The organism is Candidatus Magnetaquicoccus inordinatus, assembly GCF_004217665.1.
GTDB classification, from domain to species: Bacteria; Pseudomonadota; Magnetococcia; order Magnetococcales; family Magnetaquicoccaceae; genus Magnetaquicoccus; species Magnetaquicoccus inordinatus.
Genome location: NZ_RXIU01000342.1, coordinates 1 through 2434, shown reverse-complemented (window position 1 = coordinate 2434; position 2434 = coordinate 1). Strand labels below are relative to the sequence as shown.

Sequence of the window (2434 nt, the reverse complement as noted above, 5' to 3'; positions counted from 1 at the left end):
ACAGAGCGATGGATCTACTGCTAAAAGCGTCCATGTAAGATCTTTGGTTTTGCAACCTGACGGCCTGGGTCGTCAGGTTGCTTTCTGTCCAACCTGCTTCGCCCCATGGAGTCTTCAATGAAAAGATTTTCGCTCATGATGGTTGTTTGTGGTTTGATATCCGGGTGCGCGATGACTTACCAGAATCCTGTTGCAATTGCGCCGAAAATATCAAGACAATTGCCCTCCAACAAAACGGATATTCTGCGTGTCGCTAAACAGGTACTTGTGGCCGAAGGTTTCCAGATTACCAATTCCGACGACACTGCCGGTGTCATTTCAACTTCGCCACGCAACTTTCGCATCACACCACAACAGGCAGACTGCGGTACAACGATGGGGTTGGATTATCTGGCGGACAACAGAACATCATCGAAGCTCGGTTACGGGATCCTAGTGTCAGGCAACACAATCACCATAAAAGCCAACATTGAGTCGGAATACAAACCAGGCGGCACAAACGCCGTTCAGAATATAACTTTAACGTGTGTTTCCCGTGGCGTTCTGGAAGAAGCAATCACCGAAAAAATCATGAACAATTTCCGGTAGCATGCTGTCCCTTTTGGATGCGCGCATCACAAGATTTACCGCAACATTCAAAGTGCAGAAGGTCGGAAAGCCATTCAAACGACAGTTGCTGCGCTGGCGCAATCGGAAGCGGTAAAGAAGAGCGGCATAAAGGCGGGGTGAGGGGAGTTTTAACTTGAGATCGCGTAATTTTTATGTATTTCCGTAGAATTCAATCGGTTGAGAGGTTAAAATGGACAACGACGACGAGCAATCTTTACCTTCCTTGGAGGCGAACGACGTGGCACGAGGCATTGTACCATTCGACGATCAGACGCATGGATTTGAGGCGTTTGCACACAGCAATGGAATTACTTGGTGGTCTGCTGCGGAGTTGGCGCGCATGCTGGGATACGCCAGCCTGAAGCCGTTCATGAAAGCCGTGGAAAAGGCCATGGCGGTCTGCATGACGCTGGAGATCCCTCTCACGGACAATATCCAGGAGGTGGTTATCCAGTCTGGAAAAACCACGGAAAAAGATTATCGTTTGACGCGATTTGCCTGCTATCTTGCCGTGATGAATGCGGATATTTCCAAGCCCCTGGTGGCGAGAGCGCAGGGTTATTTTTCACAGTTGGCTGCGGCATTTCATGAATGTTTCCGCGATGCCGACGATGTACAGCGAGTTCACGAGCGCACCGAAATTTCAAGGCATGAAAAATCATTAAATCATACTGCCCATCTCGCAGGAGTGGAGAGCTATCCACTCTTCCAGAATGCCGGTTACCTGGGCATGTACAACATGCACATGAGCCAACTAAAGGAATACAAAGGATTTTCCCTGGAGAACCGCTCCTTGTTGGATTTTATGGGTGGGGTGGAGTTGGCTGCCAACCGTTTCCGAATCACACAGACGGAGGAAAAGATCCGCATCGAAGGAATTCAAGGACAAGCCGCGCTCGAAAATGCAGCCAAAACGGCTGGGAGGGTGGTTCGTGAAGCGATGCAGAAGATCGGTGGACAAAATCCAGAAGATCTTCCTTTGTCCGACGATATTCGCCAGGTCAAGACCGGCATCAAACGAGCCCATAAGGAATTCAAGAAGATGGACCAACCTTTTGCCATAGGATCAAAACGGCGCAAGCCGTCTGACAAGAGCTGAATAAGGGAGAGCAGCAAAAAGGCGGGGCGAGGGTTTGTTGTTGAAGTTTTGCAGGGTTGCTGGTAGTCTAAAACCAGTCAGTTCATCTTGTGCAGAAGGCCGCCGCCATGATCGCTATTACTTTTGACACGCTGAAGTTTGTGGAAACCCTCAAAGCCTCTGGTTTTGACGAACCACAAGCCAAGGGAATGGCTACTGCCATACTGGAGGTTCAAAAATCCAATCTGGATGAGGTTGCTACCAAAGCCGATATCCAGGATGTCAAAAGAGACATCAAAGAGCTTGAACTGCGCATCACCGCCGACATGGCCAAGATGCACGGCGAATTGGCTACCATGCGATGGGGAATGGCAATCATCGTCGGTGGAATTATCGCCCTGGTTTTGAAATCCTTTTTCCCGCATTGATCTGCCCTGCAGCATCCATATAAAACAGACCATTTTCGTGACGCCACGAAAATGGTCTTTTCATTTCTGACCTCCCCCACAGACTCTTACACCTCCCCCTGCTAACATCCGTTATCTTCACCTTCCCGAATCACCCTCCTTATCCTGTCGGTAGGATCAACCCCTACCGACAGGAACGCCATGCCCACCACCACCTGCCTAGACGCCAGCATTACCATTATCACCATCACCATTATTGTGGCCATTGCCCTGCTTTGGGGACTGTTTGAGTACCTGAAAAGCCAGGAGCGTATTATTGCGGCTCAAGTACGCAGTCGGG

General features: G+C 49.7%; 3 protein-coding genes. All 3 read left to right on the top strand.

Annotated features, from left to right (window positions below; translation table 11 throughout):
- Positions 1–117 precede the first annotated feature (117 nt).
- The 3 genes from EJP87_RS15420 to EJP87_RS15410 all read left to right on the top strand — a co-directional run bounded on the left by EJP87_RS15420 (position 118) and on the right by EJP87_RS15410 (position 2115).
- Positions 118–588: a hypothetical protein gene (locus EJP87_RS15420; protein ID WP_130472747.1), complete on the top strand. Its 471-nt coding sequence runs from the start codon at positions 118–120 to the stop codon at positions 586–588.
- Positions 589–799: 211 nt separating this feature from the next.
- A complete protein-coding gene (locus EJP87_RS15415; protein ID WP_193771441.1) occupies positions 800–1708 on the top strand; it encodes a BRO family protein in 909 nt (302 codons plus the stop codon).
- Between the two features lie 107 nt (positions 1709–1815).
- Entirely contained in the window at positions 1816–2115 is a 300-nt protein-coding gene (locus EJP87_RS15410; protein ID WP_130472748.1) for a CCDC90 family protein, read from the top strand.
- The last annotated feature ends 319 nt before the right edge of the window (positions 2116–2434 follow it).